Genomic DNA, 17817 nt, shown 5'->3' with positions numbered 1-17817 from the left:
CAACACCATATCTATCTAAGTTGCATCAAATACTTGATCAAAAATACAAGTGAGACTTACCACTCCCGACACTGGATCAGTTCGCTTCCAAGGCTTCTGGCAAATCACTTTGACCTTGTTGCCATCCGCCCCCGTAAACCAGAACCAGGACACGCCACGCTGCTTTGTCAGGAACGCATCAATCGCAGCAATCTCGGCGGGAGAACGGTTATTGAAGGCCAGCGTGAAGGTGTCGGCCAGATTATTGATCCCGGCCGGCGCCCGCTGGCTGTAACCGTCGCCAAACTTGGAAACCGTTACCGCCGGAGCGGTTTCGGTCTCCATATTCACCGAGGGCGTCCAGGTAAAGGTGTCTGCCACTATGCGCTCCTCGCCTTGTACAACATGCCGCCCTGCCGCAACTCTGCGGCAATGCCCTGCTTCACCAAGGCCTTCACCGCCTCGGCCATTCCCGCCATCATCGCGCTACCCTGCGCATCGCCCTGCGTCTGCTTGCCACCGGCGTCCTGATAGATCACCGTCTGGTTGATCATCACGTCGCCGCCCCCCGAACCGCCGGACGCTCGCACGCCCAACCGGCCATCGGCACCGCGCGTCAACGGCATCACCGCCTCCGGCCCGGCCTCACCCAGCACGCCCAGACCTCCTGCGTGAGCAAACCCAGTCGGCCGGTCGAACACGCCGCCATTCGCATAGAACTGCACACCTCGCGACCATGCCCCGCCGTCGGCCTGAGCGGTCCAAGATGGCGTACCTGCCTCAACAGGAGCGGCAGATTGCGTCGGCATCACGCCCGACACAAAGCCGGCAGCCTGGGTCAGCATGCCGGCCGCAGCCTTCGCTACCGCGATCTTCTCAATTTCCTGAAGGATCGCCGCGGCGAAGCTCTTCCAGCCCAATTTGCCGGTTTCGAAGAACTTGGTCAGCGTCGACTCCATACTGTGCGTCATGGAATTGAAAACGCCGCTGGCAGCGTTTGCGTTGTTATTGGCGGCGTCCTGGTACTTGGCCCATGCATCGGCCCAGCCTGTGGACCACTGCTGCTGAAGCTCGATTTCCTGCTGAATAGCAGGGATTTCCTGCTCCAGCCGGACCTTTGCCCCTTGGCGCAGCTGCTCGACAACCTGCGGGTATTGAGCGATGAACTCCTGATCCGTCAGATTGACCTTGTTGGCCGCGGAGGAGATTGCAGCCCGCAGATCCTGCTCGATCTTCAATTGGGCCGCGTAGAGCTTGCGCGCCTGCGTCGATGCGCCGACCAGATCATGCTCTTGCTGCAGTTGTGCCAGCTGCTGAGCGGTGGCGCCGCGCCACTTGTTGCCAGTATCCAGCGCGGACTTGCTCGCCATCTCCTGGTTGTGAACGGCCAGCCGATCCTCCATGAACTTGCGCTGCAGCGGGATCGCCTGCTGATACTCGGCAATCGCGCTCTTGATTTGGCCGTCGCTCATCTGGCCCACGCGGAACTGCTGCGGCATCTGCAGCTGGGTGCGCAGCTCGATGATCCGCTTCTCCGCCGCAGTCAGCTTCGCCAGCCGGCTGTCGTCGCCGTCGGCCAGCATGCCGATCTGTGCTCTCGCCTCTGCCAGCATCGCCTGCGCGCGCGCCATCTCTTGATCTGTCTGGCGGGCGGCATGGTCGATCTTGGCATGCGGAGGCTTTTTGTCCTTGTACTTCTCGTTGATCGCTGCGATAGCGTCATCGCGCATCTTGGGCGTAATCTGGTCACCGGCCATGATCATCGCGTCGAAGTCGCGCATCTTTTCTGCGATTTCCATCTGCCGCTTCTCTGCCGGGCTGGCAAATTCTTTTAGGAATAGCTTATACCGAGCTCGAGCTGCAATACCCTCTTGATTGATCTGGGCGGCTTGTCCTTTCGCCTGCGCCACCTCAGTGTCCCTGACCAGCCGTGCTTGCAAATTGGCGTTCTCTGCTCGCAAAGCATCGGCGCGGGCCTTGTTGCCTGCCCCATATCCTGAACCTGTCGAGGCCGCCATCAGGCTGGCTATTTCAGCGTTGTTGGCTGCGATCTGCTCCGCAACCGAGCTATCACGCCCCCACCCCTTCATTGCATCCCAGGCCTTGCGTACCCCCATGGCGACGCCTTCCCAGGCCATCGCCAGATACCCTAGATTTGGCAGTGAGGCAGATTGAAGATGATCATCCAACGCCTTGGACAGCGCCAGTTGCGCCCCCTGAATATCTCCCGCCTTCTGCATCGCCTCAATCTGCTCATACTGAGCCAGCGTCAGGAAATGCATCTGATTGTTGAGCTCGACAGCGCTCTTGGACGGATCGCTCAAAGCCTTGGCAAACTTGGTCGCAGCATCCGCAGCATCGCCGCCGGTCAACTTGGCATAGCGCTGCGCCGCATCGGTGATCAGCTCAATCTGCTTGCCGCTCACCTGGCCGGTTTGGATCATCTGATCCATCAGCTCGCGCATCGACCCGGCGCTGACGTGGTTGGCGTCAGCCAACCTCTGGGCCATGGCCTCAAACGACGACGAGGTCATTCCGACATAGTTGCCGGTCAACGCTATGGCGTTGTTGAATGCTTTGGTCTCTTGAGTACCCTGATAGAAGGCAACGGCCACGGCACCCACGGCGGCGGCACCGGCAGTGGCCAGCAGGCCGAACGGAGAGACCAGGGCACCCAGCATCTCATGCAGGCCGCCGGCACGCTCCATCAGCACCATGAACGATCCCGGCATCCGGCTGAAGTTGCCGGTCATGGCCTCGTGAGCCAGAACAATCAGCTCACGGGTCGAACCCGCATTGGCAAACGTCAGGGCTTTGAATCCCTCAGCCGACACCGCTGCGGTACGGCCGGCAAGCTCCTCCGCCTTCGCGGCGGCCTTGGCGGCCTCCTCCTCCCGGTGCCAGGCATCGATCTTCTTGCCGATGTCGTAGGCCTGCTGCTGGATCTGCTGGCTGAAGCCGCTGTATTGAGCCTGTAGCGCCGCCTGCTCTGCCTTGTTCTTGCCCAGCATGTCCAGCTGCTTCTGCAGCGACTGGATGTAGGCATTGGCCGCGCGCTCGCTGCGCTGTATGGCGTCGACGGTTGCGTCCACGCCCGGCACGTAGTCGTGCGCCATCTTCCGTCCGGCGCCTCCGGCGGAAATCGTTGCCTGCTCCGTGCGGCCGGCCGCATCCGTCACTCGGTCCAGCGCCTTGGTCGCCTCATCCAGCTGGCTGGTATCGACCGAGAATCCCAGTTCCGCGTTGTCAGCCATTGCTGCTCCTCGATTCGAAATACACTCCGTCCAGCTGTATGATCAGCTCCACTTCGCGCGGCGACGGGTTCGCCTGCGTCATGGCATTCCATGCCGCCATGTCAGCCCAGCTGATGGGCAGAGGGCCAAACTCAGACTGCCCGCGACGGACTGAGAGCTCACCGAACCAGCGCCAGGCGCCGGAAAGCAGCTCAGGAAATGCGCAAGGCGGATCCAGATCAGCCGGCCGGATGCCGGTGGCCTTCCAGATGGCTTGCAGGTGCTGCGCTGGCGCTACGCCGTCGGCACCGGGTCGGTGGAGTCGGAAGTAGTGCTTTGCCCAGTCGAGGAGTCGCCGGGCTTGCTCCCGAAAAAACTCTCGTCGTCCAGATGAGCGCGCTGCACTTGGCGCTGTATCCAGGCGTGGCGGCGCATCAGCTGCAGCACAACCTCGGGGCTGTATGCCACCGGCTGGCCGTTGTCGGTCAGGCCGGTGAGCCCTACGACTACAGCCGCAGCGCGCCGGGCTTCAAGCTCGTCCTTCTCGGCATCGGTCAGCGGCAGATTCTCGCGCCCCTCTTTGAAGGCAGCGGCGGCGCGCTGGAACAGCTCCGCCTCGATCTGGCGGTCGTGGTGACGCACGCGCGCCGACTCGCGGCCGACAATGTCCAGCACCAAGCCATTCGGCCGCAGCGTCAGGGGGTCGAGGATCTTCAGGGGTTGAGCGACATCGGCCAGATCGGCCAGGCTCGGGGAGGAAAGGTCCATGCAAGGGCTCCAAAATGAAATAACCCCGCCGTAGCGGGGTTGTGCTGTGTTTTTTTGCGGCTTATCGCAATAGCCGGCTGATCGCCGCCTGCGCCTCAATCAGGCCAGTCACCGTGAAGGGAAGAAACTGCGCCTCGTGATGTAGAGACTCCAGGATCCGCTGCGCCTCCTCGGCGTGATAGCGGCGGACCGCTCCGACATTGGCCTGGGCATGCTGGATATGCTCGGTGATGGCGATCATGTGCGACTGCGCCACGCGCTCCGGCGTGTCCTCGCCGCGATGCAGCGGAATCACTGCATCTGGCGGGGTATAGCCGACCTGTCGCACGCGCGGGCGCGCCAGCAGCAGGATCAGCAAGAATGAGGTGATGGCAAGGAAGATTCCCATGCCACCATTCTACATCAGGCGGGGTTGCTCCGCTGGATCAGCAGGTTCGTCCCGTACTGCGTGCCGGTCTGCGCAGCCGTGCCGGGGTCGGCCAGCGCCTGGGCTTTGATGTTCAGCAGCACGCCGGCGTTCAGCTTGATATCTTCGTCGGCAGACAGGATTTTCACGTTGCCCATGCGCAACTTGATGAAATCCACGCCGTTGACATCGAAGAACGGCAGGTCGATCGCGACATTGGTCTCATTACGGAAGGCCTGGACCAGCGACTGGTCGCTGAAGTAGGCGGTGATGTCGAGCGTCACTTCGTTGGTGCCCTCGATGATGGCCGGCGCCACCTTCGATCCGAGCACGCCGTCGGCAGCCTTTCGCCCATTCTGCAGATTCAGAGTCATGCTGGTGATGTTACCTACCGCCTGGCCACCGATGTACAGCGGCGCGCTGAACGCGTCCATCGGCGCATTGGTTGGCGCGGCCGGATAAGTGGTGCCATTGGCGACCGTGCCCTGCACCGAATTCAGGCCGACGAAGTCGAACGAAATCTTCACCATCTCGTTCGGCTTGGCCGAGATGGTCATCTTGTCGACGCACATGCCGGAGTACAGCTCGTAAACGCCGTTGCCGGGAATGTAGTGTTCGATGGACAACGACCCCGGCAAGGTGGCCGCCTGGCCGACGGTCAGGTATTTGCCAATCACCGTAACCGACCGGCCTGCCGCAGCTGCCTCATCGACCAGGGCACCGCCGGCCGGAGAGATAACGGTAAGCGTCAGCACTTGGGCCGTCACCGCGTTGATCTGTGCGATGGCCGCGTTATTGGCCGTGGCGGTGAAACCTGCCAGCTTCACCCACACGCCGGCCATGAAGCCGTCGGCGATCCAGGATCCGGCCGAGCGGGTAACCGTGCTGGCGGCGCCGGCAATCGCTGCCGATCCGGAGAACGTCGGCCCGCTCACCCAGGAGTTGTCCATCGCGCAGGCCAGCTCATCGTCCCAGCCGCCCAACAGCAAGTTGCCATCGAATTGGTAGTTCGCCTTGTACATGCCCAGGCGCATGGACAGCACCTGACGCGACACGTTCAGCTCGTCGCTTTTCAGGGCATCGCGCTGGAACTGAGGCTTCAGGCTGGTGATTCGCTTCACCTTGAACGCCGGGCTCGCCGGCAGCACGCCTTGAGCAGTTTCAACGCAGGTCGCGAGCCGGACGCCAGAGCCAGCAGGGATATTGATTGCCATAGTGGCCTCGTGTGGTTATGGATTGCAGTAGCCGTAGTAGCTGATGCTGATCGGCAGGTATGACCATGTGTCGGTGTGGATCGCTCGACCGCGGCTGGGCGGCTTGTCGACCCGGACGAAGCCGTCGGCAGCCGGCAGCACCAGCCCGCGTCGAAACAGTGCCTCCACCTGGTCAGCCATCTGCCCGGCCTGGCCGGTGCCCTCGCCTGTCGGCGTGCACGCCATCACCTGAAAGATGCCGGCAGCGCGGTTCATCGCGTTCTCGCCGATGCCGGCGGCAACGCTTCCCGCCGGCAGGTTGTCCACCCGCAGGTATGGCTGCGCCAGATCCGGAGCAAACGTCACGTCTTCCCAGGCGATGGGGTATGCGACGAGCTGTGCCAGGTGCGCGCACAGCGCCGCCTCCATGTCGGATGGGGTCATTTGTTGCTCCGGTTGATCTGGTTCTGCAGAATGCGCGGTTCATGGAGCCTGCCATAGTCGGCGATATAGGCGGACCGGCCGATGCTAGTATTGGTGAGCCTGCTGGCGAGGCTGGGCGCGTTGTAGCTGGCCGCCTCTGTCAGATTCATGGTTTTGTCGATGGCATCGAAGACGAAGCCCTTCCACTTAGCGCACGACACGCGGAACATGCCCTGCGGCGCCTGTGTTGAGTAGCCGTTCACGGTCCTCTCCGTCTGCCGGTCGAAACCCTTCAGCAGGCGATACAGCCCGTACTCCAGAATCGGGCCATACGGCGCTGAGTTGGTCAGATAGAACACGTCGCCCAGCTTCAGCTCGTCTACCACGGCGCGGATCCGCATCGCGGTTGGCACGCCGTCCGTGTCGGTGTCCATGGTCCATGTTGTGTCGGGCGCATTCAGGCTGGCGCGCATGTTGGCCATGAACTGGCCGGTGTCGATTGGCGTCGCCGCACCCTGCAGCACCTCGTCGACCAGCTCGACAATCGCGACCTTCGCGACGTTCTCCATACGCAGGCGTTGGTAGTCCACCATCGCCCGGACCTGGGCTTGAAAGGAAATGCTCATTTGCGCAGTTGCTCACTTGCGAATCAGCAATTCATGAGTAATGGCCACGCCTTGAGCAGACTCCGTTGCGACATGGGAGACATTCCAGATTGCGCCGTCTGCCACTACTGAGTCATTTGGCGCGGGCACAAATGGCACGGCCATGGCCGCCACAATCAGCCGCCGGTCTCCGGCCTGAATAGATGTGCCGTTCACCTCTCCGGCTCCGACTTTTTGCGATACGCCCTTGCCCGAATGCTTAACTACGGCAGGGGTGGCGCGCCTCGAAACGGGATCAAACTGGCCAGAACCAACAGCATGACTTATCGTAATTGACGCGCCATACCTCTCAATCTGATCGAATGCGATCTTGGCCATTCTCTGTCCAAGCGACATGTCAGCACCTCACCAGTTTCGAGCCGAACCCGCTCAGCCAGTGGCTGATCTTGTTCATGATGATGTCCGGCAGCTCGCGCTGGATTCGCCCCGGCCGGTAATTCACCTGCAGCGAGCCGATGCGCACCATGGACAGCCCGAGCGCGCCCTCGTCCTCGGTGCGGTCTTCCTTCAGCAGCATGCCGGCCAGCTCCGCAGTGCAATCCAGCAGCACTCGCGGCATCTGGTTCTGAAGGATGTAGATGCCGTCGCGGTCAAACATCCCCGCGCGCGGCCAGCGCAGCGACTGGCCGATTCGGATGCGCTGCCCCTTCCAGGGCAACTCATCCAGTAGCCGAGTCGCCATCACCAGCGCCGCTGCTTTCTGGTCTGCTGTTGCTCCCGTCCAAGCATCTGCGTAGAGCCTGGTCTGCCAGAAGGCATCCGCATAGACGACATCGCAGTAGCTATTGGATGTCGGGCCGCCGACAGTCGTATCAAGCGGGGGCGCCATCGCCGTCACCACCTTGCGACTGGCCGTCCGCATCATCGGCCTTCTTCTTCGGCTTGGCCTTTTCGCTGTACAGCTTATGCAGCTTCGGATCGAAGTCTTCCTTGTTGATCACCACGAAGCCGGCGTCGATGTCGGTATTGACGACCTGAATGGTCGACTGCGAGTAGTCATAGGTCGGCGCGGTGCCGATAACGAGCGGATCCATACTTTCTCCTGAAGTGGAAATGGCGAGGGTTTCCCCTCGCCGATTGTTTAACCTGCGATGCGAACGCCCAGTTCAGGGCGGACCAAGCCAACGCCCCACAGCGAATCGAACGCCAGGCGGGTGCGATGGAACTCTTCGCGATAGGAGAGGCGCAGCGTCAGGCCGGACACCGGGTCAGCCACCTGGAAGGTGTCATCCGCTTCCTTAGTCAGAGACTGATTGCCCAGCTGACGGGAGGCGAACGCGAAGGCATCGCGATGGAACGCCAGGTTCACAACGTGGGGCGCGGCCACTTGCACGACCTCGCCGCCGTTTTTCGGCACGCGCAGCGCCGGGGCAGTGTTCACCGTGACGGTGGACGAGCCGCCGGCGGACACCGGCGCCAAGACGACATAGGTCTGCTTGTCGCCCGCGTAAGTCAGGATGTCGCCCTGTACCAGATTGATGGCTGCGCCTGCAGCGGTCGCCAGCGTGATAACGCCGGTCGCACCGCCATCCATCGAGCCATTGGCCACGGCCTGCGCGCCGCTAACGGTCACCGTGCCGGTGATCGAGCCGGCGTTGTGGGTCGGGATCTGCTGATCCATCGCCCAATCGAAGCCTAGCTTGCGACCGATGATGCCTTCGCGGATCACGCCATCGTCGGCTGCCGCCATGGCGTTGGTGAACTGCGGCAGGCCCAGCGCATTCGCTTCGCCATCCGGCGACAGCACGATGCGGCGGTTTTGCGTCGGAGCCTTCTGGATACCCAGCACCTTTCGCGCCTGGGTCGAGGCGGACAGGTCGGCGGCAAACGGGGTCGTGCCCGGCGTGCCAACGAAGCCATAAACGCCCTTGTAGCAGTTCAGGATCGAGGCGTTGATCGTGGTGGCCAGCGATTCGATGGCGCCGGACAACTGGATCGGCACGACGCCATCGACGATCTGCGCCAGCTCTTTCTCGGTCAGGTAGAACGGCGCTTCCTTCCAGTTGTTCAGCGGAATGCTGACCTTACCCGGCGAGATGCCTTGCGGATCGGGCGCCACCGGGCCCGGCACGACGTCCTGCACCGGAACCATGGACGGCACCGGCACTTGGATGGTGTCACCCTTCTCCTTCACTTCGGTGCCGAAGTCGCTGTTCACCAGCGACGGCATCACGCAGTTGGAGCGCAGCGCCTTCAGGCCCTGGGCAAAAATGGTCGGGACGAGTCCCTGCAAATTGTTCGGCATTGATTACTCCAGCGGTTATGGACTGCCAGCCCCGCTGGCATTCGATCTGCGCGGTTTGCGCAAAAGAAAAAGCCCGCCGATTGGCGGGCTTGGATGGTTTGTGGATTGGTCAAACGACCTTGGTCTTGCCGGAGGCGATGGCGTCGAGGTTGGCTAGGAAACCGGCCGAGTCGTTTCGGGCCACTTTGCCGGCGCCAACGTTGATGGTCTGGCTGCCGGCCTTCGGCGCGCCGGTGCCGCTCGACGGCTCGAACAGGTGGGGCGCGGACTCGGTCAGGCCGGAGACCCATTCGGCAATGCCCAGCGGCGAGCCGTCCTTGCCGAACTGCGGAGCATCGCCGTTCATGGCAGTGGCTTTGCCTTCCACCAGGCGGAACATTGCACGGCCGCGCAGCAGTACGTCGTCGACGGCAGTCGAACGCACGCCGGTCTTCGTAGCCGCATCGCGGATGGCGTTGTCGATCAGCAAGCCTTCCAGCTGGCCCGAGAGCTTGGCCTTTTCGTCGCCGGCGACCTTGATCTGCTTGTCGAAGTCGGCCTTCATGGCGGCCGTACGCTCGGACAGCAGCTGCTCGAACTGGCCCGCGTCGATCAGCTGCTTGTCGCGCACCTTCTGGGCTTGCTCCGTCAGCTCGCGATACTTCTCCGGGTCGATATCCTTGAACTTGGCAGCCTGCTCTTCCAGCTGGCGCCGCAGATTGACGTTGTTGTCGCGGAATTCATCCAGCTTGTCCTTGCCCACCATGCCTTCCACCGACAAGACGAACTCGCCGTTCTGCTCGGTGTAAAAGCCATGTAGTGCCTCCGGCACTTCGGACAGGGATTTGATGCGGGCTTTGAGACTCATGTGTTGACCTCCCAGGTCAGAAAAGAAAAAGCCCCATCCACCGGATGAGGCTTGTGATTAAAGCAATGGGTTGTTACGCGGCCGGCTCGTATCTGGCGCTGAACACAGCTGCAGGGATGGCAGAGACGCCCCGCTCGTCGGTGACGACAAAGTCGCCAGGGTTCACCACCACGGCGCCGCCGTGGGTTTGCAGCAGCCCGCGACCGGCCATATTGCGCAGGGCGTAGACGTGCTTGATTTCGTGGGCAAGCGGATTGCGCACAGCCGGGTGGTCGCCGGCGGCATTCCATTGCACCGCATCGACAATGGCTGATTTCAGCCTGTACTTAGCCATATCGGCTCCTCATTTCGTCGAGAGTAATCGGATTGCCTCGCTGGTCCAGCGCATCGGCCGGAGTGAGCGCGCCGCGCCGCCACATGCCGTATCGGCCGCGCATGATGTCGCGCTGCCGGGCTTCGGGCCTGCTGTTGAGCCAATCTTCGAAAGTGATATCCGATGGCATCTCGCCATTCACCAGCGGCAGGATGATGGACCTGCAGCCCCAGTGCCGCGGCGTGCCACCATCGAAAGGCAGTTGGTTGCCCAGGATTGGCGCGCCGTCCAGATCCCAGGTGGCGCCGTTGTAGCGCCGGCAGATGGCTGTCGTTCTGCTGTCCATCACGCTGACTTGTACTAGGCCGTTGATGGTATCGGCGTTGCTGCGGTAAACCGCCATCGCCGAGGATGCCGCCACCTCTTGGACAAACGACCTGATCAGCGCATCTGCGTTTGCCTCGGCCGACACCTGGAGCCCGCGCAGCGCCGCGATCACGTCATCAAGGCTCATACTTCTGGCGATGGCGTTTTGCAGTGCAAGCCGCGCGCGCCACAGCAAATCCTGAGCCTGGCGCTCGTACCACGTTTTGAGCGTCGCGCCGAAAAGCATCAGGTCGGCCACGTCAAACGGCGGCTTGCGCCGGCGCCGGTCATCCTGCTGATCGCCCAGCGCCCGGCCAAGTGCCTGATCCATGGCGGCCGTCTGGATATCGGCCAGATCGCCAGAGTCGATCAGCGCCTCATCCACCATCGCGGTGTACGCCTCGCGCACCTTGCTACCCATGTCACCAAGCAGCGCTTCAAGTCGCCGCTGGCGCGCGTAGAGCATCGTCACCGCCCAGGGATTACGCATCAGGACCAGGGCGATAATGGTCTCGAGGATCTGCTTGACCCTATCCCGCTGCTCGCGTGCCGCCTCGGATTCATAGCGGATGACATCCATCTGGTTGTCGAGGATGTCATCCCTGAGGCTGTCGATCATTTGGCATCACCATGGGTGGTATTGCGCCGGCGGCGCGGATCAGCTCCTTCTCGTCATCGATGGTGCGATCTGGCGGCAGCATCTCGGCCTGTTGCATGTTGAAGATGAATGTGTCGAGGGACATCGAGCCGGCCTGATATGCTTGAACCAGGCCTTGGAGCTGCTGCGGGCCGAGCTGGGTATCCACAAAATCACGGTTGATTGTGACCTTGATGTCGCCGGAAACTCCCATCCAATCTGCGGCGCACTGCAGGGCGGCGATGATGACGCCCTCCGTCGCCGTTACCGTCCCCATCAGCAGCGAAGTCTCGCCACTAGTCCGGATGCGCGCCGTCTCGGCTGCCTCTACGCCGCGGCGCTGGTCAGCAAACACGGCGGCGCCAAGCACCGCCATCATGTGTTCCTTGCTTTCGAGCGCTCTCTCCAAGCTGCCCAGGCCGGTGCCATGGAACTCGGCATACTCGACGCGGCCTTGTGGGTTGGGCACTTTCAGCAACGTCGCCGACCCGATCATGATCGGCTGATCGGTATCCTCAAGGCCGGACACCCACAGCGTCGGCAGCCCCGTAAAGTGCCGGCCGTGCTCAAGGTCGGCGCTGCTGCGGTAATGCGACAGCGCGACGTTCGCCAGGCCCAGCAAGGGCGGCTTGCTGATGGCTTGCGTACCGCCCTGCGGAGACAGCCAGAAAAACGGGATGCTGTTGAGCGCTGCGCCACGCTTGGCCGGTGTCGACTCCTCGGCTACCTCCCATTCACCGCGGCCGGTGGCGTCAGCTTTCTGCCTCCAGATGCGCGCCCTGTACGTCGAGCCATCAAGCATCAGTTCGCGGCACTGCACCACTTCCTTCTGCTTGTACTGGTCGGCCGGATCAGCGATACAAACCGACTCAGTCAGCACCAACCAGTTCGCGCCCCAGTTGATGATGTTCTCTGCGCGGTAGATACGCAGGTATGCGCGGGCGCCGTCGTGATCCACCAAGATGCCAAGCCGGCCAGCGAGCAGGTTTTCACTGCAAACGCTCTTGATGAACTCCTGCAGGTTCACGCCATCGGCAGTAGCATCTTGCCCCACAGCGGCCAGGCCATCGGGCAGCTCGATGACCGTCGGTTTCCTGGCAATGGCACCTACAAAGCCGTCAACCGAACGGCCCATGGCCTCGTAATACAGGGCGCGCAGCTTATAGGCCTCGTACTCCTCGCCCGTCTGGCCACCCAGCTTCGGCAAGTACTTGGTGCCTGCGGCCTTGACCGCGTCCTCGCCGTCGTAGGCGTCCCGGCACCGCTGCCACTTGTCGATGTTGGCATCGTAATCGGGATGCGTGCTGTTGATCGGCATGGTTAATATCCAGTTGGTTTGCTCACCGTCGCAGTGCGCTTGGCAATAGGCCAGAGGCGGACGATGGGATAAGTCCCGGCGTCGTTCACATGGTCAACGCCGCTTTTCTTGTCCGGTTCGCCGTTGGCGTCATAGGCCTGCTGCTCCAGCCCTTCGGTGAATTTTGGACAGCGGCGCGTGTTCACCTTCAGTCGCCGCTCGCCGTTCGCATTCAGCAGCATGGCGTTCGTCGACAGCACGCGGTCTTTCACCGCCGGGTTGGCGGAGCCGACGCTGATCGTGAAGCCGGCCTGCCGCAGGATGGTCATGTCGGACTGACTGGCGCTCTTGCTACTCGTGTTCTGGCCACTGGCATCGGGATAGACCGTGATCGAGTGGTTTTTCGACTTCCAGCGCTCGACGATCATTCGCGCCATCTCCGGCGTGTCCCGCACATCCACCAACTCATCAACTGCAATCGGATTGCCCTCGCGGATCACATAGACCACCGCGGCCATCTTCAGCACGTTGAAGTCCATGCCGACATGCAGCGGTTCATACGGCTGCATCTCGGCGTTGGAGTGGTTCAGCTTGCGGTCGAAACAGGGGTAAACGCTGCCGCTTGCCAGATTGCAGAACTGCCCTTTCAGGTAGGCGTCAATCAGCTGCGGCGGATAGGTCAGGAATAGCGAGTCGATATAGTCATCGGGGAGATTGGCCTCGTTGTCGTAGGTCGACGCCTGGATCAAACCATACAGCGCTGCCAGCTCCGGCTTGGCGGCGACCTGCTTCACGAATTGCTCGTAGACGAACTTGAAGCCCTCCGGCGTCGTGGTGACGTCCACACCGTTCTTGAGGTTGTCCACCTTGTAGCGCATCCGGGCGATGATCTTCCGCCAGGCCGCGCGCGCCTTCTCGGCTTTCATCACGTCCAGCTCATCGCAGAGCGCCTTGCCGATCTTGAATCCGACGATAGTCTCGGGCTTCTCCATTGAGCGGCAGATGGTCGTGCCGCGGTACTTGCGGCCCTCGTAGACGTGGACTTCCTTGTTCGACTCGTTGATTTTGACCTTCAAGCCCCAGTCGAACGCCACCTCCTCCACGGTCGGGTAGAAGATGTCGCGGATCTGGGCGTAAGTCGGGGCAAAATACCCGGCGTTGATCAGCGGGTATTCCCAGAAGTGCTGCATCAGACCGCCGCAGCCTACCCAGGTCTTGCCGGAGCCGAAGCCGGCAACGTAGGCGCGGAACTTGTGATCCATGGCCAGGAATCGGGATTGCGGGACGTTGAGGCTAGGCATCGTCGCTGCGCTTTCTGGCATCCTTCACCTCCACCACGATTTGAACTGGCGTCGGTTTCTCGTCCCCGCCATCGCCCAGGTCATGGCGAATCTTGTCGGTCACGGCCTGCTTGGCCGCCAGCTCGGCCTTGTGCATCTCCTCAGCCCGCCGCATTGCTGCAGCGTCACGGAACAGACCGATATGCTCCGCGACCTTGTTCAGCGCGGCCAGCTGGTCGTGCATCTTCAGCTCCAGACCATCCCGGCCCTGCTTCACGCCGGCATAGAGCAGCCTTGCGGAGCCCTTCACGCGGCGGGTGTCGCTGACGAATATCTTGCCGCGACCTTCGCCTGCGCATTCCGGGCATGCTGGATTGGGATCGCGCGTCGGAACATATCCGAAGCCGCCCTTCTCGCCCGGCGCTTCCTCGCCCTTCTCCTTCGCCTCTCGCTGGGCCTGCTCGAATTCAGCCTCAGTCCATTGATACTGGTGGCCGGCGCCCCAGCAGTGCCGGCAGTTGTCGCGACGGTACTGCACCAGATCGTTCGGATCCGCGGTGGCAATTTGCCAGAGGCGATCCAGCACCATGTCGGCGGTGATCTCGGTGCGCTGGGAGCGGGCTTGCTGAGCTTCCGCGATTGCGGTGATGACGTTATGTTTCGTTATGAGTTGGCGGCCAATGTTGGGGTCTGAATATTTGGCACGCGCAGCGGCGGCGGTGGCGTTCAGGTCGATCAGGTATTCCTGTACGAACAGCTGCTGCTTTGGTGTGAGTTTCGCCATAGAGGCGTCGCCTCCTCGGCAAATTTAAAAGCCCCACAATCATGGGGCCAGATGTCTTCTTCGGCATTCTGCCTATAGCTTCTCATGTACGAATAGCTTCAAGCTTGGGTACATGTCAAAAACACAGTGCCCTTCGGGAAAGTCTTTCTTTACGTCTACACCCCTTAATGGATCCACTACCTTCCCGTCCCATACGGAGAAGCTCATTAGCACCACTGCTGATGATTTTTCAATCTTCCTTTCAAATCCACCTTGATTAAAGTAGGTTGGATCGGGACAAAGGCCATACCCTATCTCGTTGTCTTCGGGCTTATCAATACATCGAAGTACATCACGGAAGGATGAACTCCATAGCATCCTCTGTCCGTTTAAGACTTTCTTGTATGCGGGAAGAGTGATCGATTTCTCAATCTCCTCGAAACGCAGGATCAGCCTTGCAGCTATCAGCCAATTTGTCCTGCTGGCCTTTGGCTTCCCCGTTTCTGGGTCTGCCCCCTCCATCAGGATATGAAACGCCTTCTGGAGGCATTCCTTTGCATCTGCACACGATACTTCCTCTTCCTGTAGTCGCCTCGATTCGCGGATTGTTTTTCCTGCAATCGATGCAGACCACAGTGCTGCAAAAGCTGCAATCAGAGCAAACACTGCACCTACCGCAGTTGCAAACCCAGAAATCGCTGTCCAATCTAGCGGCAACGCAAAGCACTTCTTTACAAAAGGCAGAAGCTCGAAATTCAATTGTCCCATGAGGCACCCATCTTGATCAGGGTGTCATTATGCATTACAAGTTGGAATTAAATCCACCATAAACTAAGCGGTTTACGCGTCTATCCTCTGTCATACTCCATAGCATGCCGCTTCGCAACTGGCCCGCGCCAATATTGGCTCCACAATGGGCCATGGCTCACCTCTTAGTGTTTTGTCGGCTTGAAAATGGAAAAAGACCGCGGTTGCGGCCTAAGCAATGCTCCAGGGTGAGTCCCTAGGAAATCTCCATGAAACCCTTCGGCTGCGGCTTCCCAATACCAACCTGCATTAGCGGGCTTTCGTATAATCCCAAAGCAGCCATTTCCATTAGGGCCTCAAGCGAAGCAGGTGTCTGGAATTGTTGGCGCGAAAAAGTCCCATACGGATCGCCTAAATATCCGTCTCGATTGATCCAAGCCTTATAAATAGACAAGTCCTGATCATTACTAACGTGGATAAAGTCTAGCAACAGGGCAAGGTCGCCGAAATCGCTGCCGCCTGCAACGGCCCTGACCCGAAGCTCCACAGGCCAGCCAAAAATCTCGAGTGCGATCTCCCGCGTGGTCGATTCGCGTTTTTTGACGATTCCGGCAATGCCAGAGCCAGCCTTAGCTATAAGCCATTCCGTCAGCGCATCCTTGAAAATTACCTTATAGCCTTCCAGGCGGTCACACATCCCCGCTGATTCATACTGGAGCTCAGCAGCTTTTCTCAGTCTCTCTTGCATATTCACATTACTCCATAGTCATGGAGCAACATTATGCCACCCGAAAGACGCATTCAGCTACAAGACAGCTGTTCGTATGTGTCCGCCGCTGAAAACATCCATGGAGATGGCGACCTCGACAGCTCGGCGGGCATCTGCCCCGGCTCTCATGGCCGCGAGCACCGGGAGCTTGCCGGAGCCGATGGCCATGGGCGCTGGCCAGGACTCAGCCAGAAAGACGTCTTCGGCCGTGGCGCGGCCGTCCGCGGCCATGGTCTTGCCGTCGAATGCGACGGTGGTCATGCAGCCAACCTCTCCTTCAGCACATAGCCCAGCATTCGATAGCCGAATCAGTCATTTCAACACTTCTTTTTGCGTGGCCGATAATACCACTTGGCCGTTTTGATGCGATTTTGCCGGGGGAATACCCGACCCTGTTAATGCCAGTTGAGGTTTTGGCCCGAACATGGGGCTAATGCAGCAACGGCGCTTTCCTGACTACGCCATTTGCATGAACTGCAGAGCGCGCCGATACTGGATATCGCCCTAACGCTTGGGCGCCATTCCTCATTCACGACAAGGAGAGCTGACATGGGTAATTTCCGTATCCGCATCAAAGACGGCCGGACTATCGGAGGCTACGCAAGCGACTTAACACGTATCAATGTCACTCCGGGGGAGTACGAGGCTCGCTGGGGCGAAGCAACGGTCCGCGACGGCGGAGATCAACGCATTGAACTCGCCCTGACAGTCCTAAACGCCATTCCTGCCGTTGGCACTCGCCAAAGCTTTCTGAACATCTCCTCTACCGAGTACCTGCACGATCTGGAGAACTTCCCCAATATCAACGGCACTAGCTCCATTGAGGTCTTGGGGCGGATCTAGCCGTTAGTGGCGCGCCGACATGATCTCCACGTCCATGCACTCCATTGCGATGGCCACGGCGCGCCGCCGGATCACCTCCATGCGGTGCGGGCTGATCGACTGGCCGGCGTACTCGGCCACAAGCGCGGCAATCCGCTCCTCCGCGGTCACGCTGTCGAACTGGACACGGGCGGTGATGGGCTGAGCCATGGCTATCTCCTTACCAACTTGATGAGTGCGCGGCGGGTGAACGTGGCGTGCTGCCGGTTACGGTGAAATCGCACCGTGATTTCGTCGCCGTCTCGGGCGATGACTCGACAGCGCGTGCCGGTGATCAACACCAGCTCGGCGCCACGGCCCCAGGGCGCGGCCTCGTAGACGATGGTTGTGTGACGTAGCCGCATACGGGCCTCGGAAAAGAAAAAGCCCCGCGATGTGCGGGGCGAGGTTGATGGTGCCGGTTTTGCGGGGTGCTCACGACGGGAGAGCCGGCGTCCTAGTTGCCAGGTTTAGCCGCTACTGGTGGTTAAGGTGTCGGCGGCGATAGCCTGGCGATCTTCTATTGTAATTTTCAAATCTGCACAAACATGACATCGGCACTTTGTTAATAAGGGATATACCATGCGCAGATATAGCAGCTTGTTTCGTTCACCTTCCTTGTCCTTGGAAAGTTTTTCGAGTGATGTAATCGATGCAGTATGGGAAAAGGCCCTGAGCCACCTCTCACTGTCTGATGGCAAGAAGCTGGACCGCTATGGTGCCATTATTGAACGCGACCAATATGGGAAACAAGAAAGCAGGACAGGTTGGCAGGTTGATCACATAGTGCCTAAATCCAAAGGCGGCTCAGACGAGATTGAAAACTTGCAACCTTTGCAATGGGAGAACAATAACTCAAAGGGGGATGGCAATCACCCATCTGAGCTAGTCACAGCAAAACCTGACTACTCCGACAATGAAATCCCAAAAGCCTTTGGTAAGAAGGTAGAAGACTAACGCTTGCATATCACTACAGCCCACGGCAGAAGCCGTGAGGCTGTGTACCCTTTGGCGACTGCCATTCC

At 60.4% G+C, this 17817-nt stretch carries 24 protein-coding genes; 2 read left to right on the top strand and 22 right to left on the bottom strand.

Annotation, left to right across the window (positions count from 1 at the left end; genetic code table 11):
• Positions 1-15: 15 nt before the first annotated feature.
• The 21 genes from MY55_RS16090 to MY55_RS16005 all read right to left on the bottom strand — a co-directional run bounded on the left by MY55_RS16090 (position 16) and on the right by MY55_RS16005 (position 16192).
• Complete coding sequence (locus tag MY55_RS16090; RefSeq protein ID WP_052257976.1) at positions 16-360, bottom strand: phage tail protein; 345 nt, start codon at positions 358-360, stop codon at positions 16-18.
• Positions 360-3233, bottom strand: coding sequence for a phage tail tape measure protein (locus tag MY55_RS16085; RefSeq protein WP_065202694.1), 2874 nt, complete (start codon positions 3231-3233; stop codon positions 360-362). The genes MY55_RS16090 and MY55_RS16085 overlap by 1 nt, the downstream gene beginning before the upstream one ends.
• Positions 3226-3483 carry a phage tail assembly chaperone gene (locus MY55_RS24650; protein ID WP_419761224.1) on the bottom strand — a complete coding sequence of 86 codons (258 nt, stop codon included), beginning with the start codon at positions 3481-3483 and terminating at the stop codon, positions 3226-3228. The genes MY55_RS16085 and MY55_RS24650 overlap by 8 nt, the downstream gene beginning before the upstream one ends.
• Positions 3484-3506: 23 nt before the next feature.
• Positions 3507-3980: a hypothetical protein gene (locus MY55_RS16080; protein ID WP_043573626.1), complete on the bottom strand. Its 474-nt coding sequence runs from the start codon at positions 3978-3980 to the stop codon at positions 3507-3509.
• Positions 3981-4041: 61 nt separating this feature from the next.
• Positions 4042-4368 carry a hypothetical protein gene (locus MY55_RS16075; protein WP_043573624.1) on the bottom strand — a complete coding sequence of 109 codons (327 nt, stop codon included), beginning with the start codon at positions 4366-4368 and terminating at the stop codon, positions 4042-4044.
• Positions 4369-4382: 14 nt separating this feature from the next.
• Positions 4383-5600 carry a phage tail tube protein gene (locus MY55_RS16070; protein ID WP_157889349.1) on the bottom strand — a complete coding sequence of 406 codons (1218 nt, stop codon included), beginning with the start codon at positions 5598-5600 and terminating at the stop codon, positions 4383-4385.
• 15 nt (positions 5601-5615) lie between these two features.
• Positions 5616-6023 (bottom strand): phage tail terminator-like protein, encoded by a 408-nt coding sequence (locus MY55_RS16065; protein WP_065202692.1) that lies wholly within the window; start codon positions 6021-6023, stop codon positions 5616-5618.
• A complete protein-coding gene (locus MY55_RS16060) occupies positions 6020-6628 on the bottom strand; it encodes a hypothetical protein (protein ID WP_065202691.1) in 609 nt (202 codons plus the stop codon). The genes MY55_RS16065 and MY55_RS16060 overlap by 4 nt, the downstream gene beginning before the upstream one ends.
• 12 nt (positions 6629-6640) lie before the next feature.
• A complete protein-coding gene (locus tag MY55_RS23690; protein WP_157889348.1) occupies positions 6641-6985 on the bottom strand; it encodes a hypothetical protein in 345 nt (114 codons plus the stop codon).
• 19 nt (positions 6986-7004) lie between these two features.
• Positions 7005-7496 carry a DnaT-like ssDNA-binding protein gene (locus MY55_RS16055; protein WP_341864710.1) on the bottom strand — a complete coding sequence of 164 codons (492 nt, stop codon included), beginning with the start codon at positions 7494-7496 and terminating at the stop codon, positions 7005-7007.
• Entirely contained in the window at positions 7480-7701 is a 222-nt protein-coding gene (locus MY55_RS16050; protein WP_065202689.1) for a hypothetical protein, read from the bottom strand. Before MY55_RS16050 ends, MY55_RS16055 begins: the two co-directional genes overlap by 17 nt.
• 47 nt (positions 7702-7748) lie before the next feature.
• A complete protein-coding gene (locus MY55_RS16045; RefSeq protein ID WP_065202688.1) occupies positions 7749-8912 on the bottom strand; it encodes a major capsid protein in 1164 nt (387 codons plus the stop codon).
• Positions 8913-9021: 109 nt separating this feature from the next.
• Entirely contained in the window at positions 9022-9759 is a 738-nt protein-coding gene (locus tag MY55_RS16040; protein ID WP_065202687.1) for a phage scaffolding protein, read from the bottom strand.
• A 73-nt stretch (positions 9760-9832) separates the two neighbouring features.
• Complete coding sequence (locus MY55_RS16035) at positions 9833-10093, bottom strand: hypothetical protein (RefSeq protein WP_065202686.1); 261 nt, start codon at positions 10091-10093, stop codon at positions 9833-9835.
• Positions 10086-11057: a structural protein gene (locus tag MY55_RS16030; protein WP_065202685.1), complete on the bottom strand. Its 972-nt coding sequence runs from the start codon at positions 11055-11057 to the stop codon at positions 10086-10088. The genes MY55_RS16035 and MY55_RS16030 overlap by 8 nt, the downstream gene beginning before the upstream one ends.
• A complete protein-coding gene (locus MY55_RS16025) occupies positions 11035-12393 on the bottom strand; it encodes a DUF4055 domain-containing protein (RefSeq protein ID WP_065202684.1) in 1359 nt (452 codons plus the stop codon). Before MY55_RS16025 ends, MY55_RS16030 begins: the two co-directional genes overlap by 23 nt.
• Before the next feature lie 2 nt (positions 12394-12395).
• Positions 12396-13634, bottom strand: a complete 1239-nt coding sequence (locus MY55_RS16020; RefSeq protein ID WP_244270693.1) for a terminase large subunit domain-containing protein — start codon at positions 13632-13634, stop codon at positions 12396-12398.
• 31 nt (positions 13635-13665) lie between these two features.
• Positions 13666-14436, bottom strand: coding sequence for a terminase small subunit (locus MY55_RS16015; RefSeq protein WP_065202682.1), 771 nt, complete (start codon positions 14434-14436; stop codon positions 13666-13668).
• A gap of 72 nt (positions 14437-14508) precedes the next feature.
• A complete protein-coding gene (locus MY55_RS23685; protein ID WP_157889347.1) occupies positions 14509-15183 on the bottom strand; it encodes a hypothetical protein in 675 nt (224 codons plus the stop codon).
• Between the two features lie 235 nt (positions 15184-15418).
• A complete protein-coding gene (locus MY55_RS16010; protein WP_157889346.1) occupies positions 15419-15910 on the bottom strand; it encodes a hypothetical protein in 492 nt (163 codons plus the stop codon).
• Between the two features lie 57 nt (positions 15911-15967).
• Positions 15968-16192, bottom strand: coding sequence for a hypothetical protein (locus MY55_RS16005; RefSeq protein WP_065202680.1), 225 nt, complete (start codon positions 16190-16192; stop codon positions 15968-15970).
• A gap of 288 nt (positions 16193-16480) precedes the next feature.
• On the opposite strand from MY55_RS16005, the gene MY55_RS16000 reads away from it, so the two are divergent.
• The gene (locus MY55_RS16000; RefSeq protein WP_065202679.1) at positions 16481-16774 is read left to right on the top strand and encodes a hypothetical protein; all 294 of its coding nucleotides are present in this window, start codon (positions 16481-16483) and stop codon (positions 16772-16774) included.
• 3 nt (positions 16775-16777) lie between these two features.
• On the opposite strand, the gene MY55_RS15995 is transcribed toward MY55_RS16000, so the two are convergent.
• A complete protein-coding gene (locus MY55_RS15995; RefSeq protein WP_065202678.1) occupies positions 16778-16963 on the bottom strand; it encodes a hypothetical protein in 186 nt (61 codons plus the stop codon).
• 411 nt (positions 16964-17374) lie between these two features.
• Between MY55_RS15995 and MY55_RS22785 the strand changes: the two genes are divergently transcribed.
• Positions 17375-17749 (top strand): HNH endonuclease, encoded by a 375-nt coding sequence (locus MY55_RS22785; RefSeq protein ID WP_080770187.1) that lies wholly within the window; start codon positions 17375-17377, stop codon positions 17747-17749.
• Positions 17750-17817: the final 68 nt, after the last annotated feature.

The sequence above is a fragment of the Chromobacterium subtsugae genome (assembly GCF_001676875.1).
Taxonomy (GTDB): Bacteria; Pseudomonadota; Gammaproteobacteria; order Burkholderiales; family Chromobacteriaceae; genus Chromobacterium; species Chromobacterium subtsugae.
This window is presented reverse-complemented; position numbering and strand designations above follow the sequence as displayed.